Source organism: Mycobacterium sp. ENV421 (assembly GCF_002887815.1).
In the GTDB taxonomy this organism is placed as follows: domain Bacteria; phylum Actinomycetota; class Actinomycetes; order Mycobacteriales; family Mycobacteriaceae; genus Mycobacterium.
This window is the reverse complement of record NZ_PDHO01000132.1, coordinates 1-1,090: the sequence shown is the minus strand read 5'-3', so window position 1 is coordinate 1,090 and position 1,090 is coordinate 1. Positions and strand designations below refer to the sequence as shown.

1 protein-coding gene is annotated in these 1,090 nt (G+C 57.4%); it reads left to right on the top strand.

All coding sequences use genetic code 11. The annotated features are described in order from the left end of the window. Positions 1-500: 500 nt before the first annotated feature. Positions 501-1,090 (top strand): ATP-binding protein (locus tag CRM90_RS30435; RefSeq protein WP_142391502.1); only part of this gene is annotated, 590 nt, incomplete at its 3' end.

Below are 1,090 nucleotides of genomic sequence, written 5' to 3'. Positions count from 1 at the left end.
GACGCCCTCGCCAAGATCAGCCACGGACTTGAACACTAAATTGAGCCAAGTCGGGTCTCACAATGTCCGACGCAATGGGACCTACTGCGACTGCGGTATGGAGCTATCTCTCACAGGAGTGTGCGGCAGTTGCGACTAGTACTAACCACGACCAGCGCGTGCGATCGATCGACTCCCGAGTAAATTCCCGAGTGGCGACCGCCGCGCTCATTAGTGCGGTGGCACGGCGAGCGACGTCGCTGGGTTGCAGACTGCATTCGGATCGTGAATCTCAGTTCAGATCAAGAAGATTTGGCGATGCGCTCGGCAGCTACCAGATGGTAGCAGCTCTCGTGTATCAACGCACCTCGGACACGCGCGAAAGGTCACCTAAATTGCCCGCACCACTCGCGAAACTGGGCTGATGCGGTGTCGACGCGAACGAAAGAAACAAGCGCCGCAACGGGCATCCGATCCAAATACGCAATGGATCTGAAAAGACATAACGAAGGGGAGCCGCCATGAACGATCCCGCTGCGATACAGCACGCCAGCGAGATGCGGTCGATACGACTGCACATTGACGACGGCACCCCTGAGCAGGCTCTCAAAACTCTCGACGAACGGGGTGCAGCGCAAGAACTTGTGCGTCAGCAGTACTCCGGAAGATACCCGTTCGAACTCGTCCAAAATGCGGACGACGCTGCCCGTGACAAAGGTCTGCGTGGTCGAGCGCGGTTCGTCCTTACCGAGACAGCACTTCTTGTAGCTGACAATGGATCCGGCTTCGGCGAAAGACAGATCAGGGCGATATGTTCGCTAGCTCGCTCCTCCAAAGGGCCCGGCACTTCGATCGGACATAAGGGTTTGGGGTTCAAGTCAGTCGGCGAGATTACTAATCGTCCTCAGATCATATCCTCCTCTGTGCAGTTCCAATTCGACTCGGCTCGCATCTACGCGGATCTTGAGACCGTTTTTGGTGGGCTGCCAAGCGGGCAGCGCGTTCCGGCTTACGCCTTTCCTTACCCACTCACGCCAGAAGAATTCAGCGCCGACAGAGTGGCCGTCGATTCGCTGCGCGCCGAGGGCTTCTCGACGATCATTCGACTTCC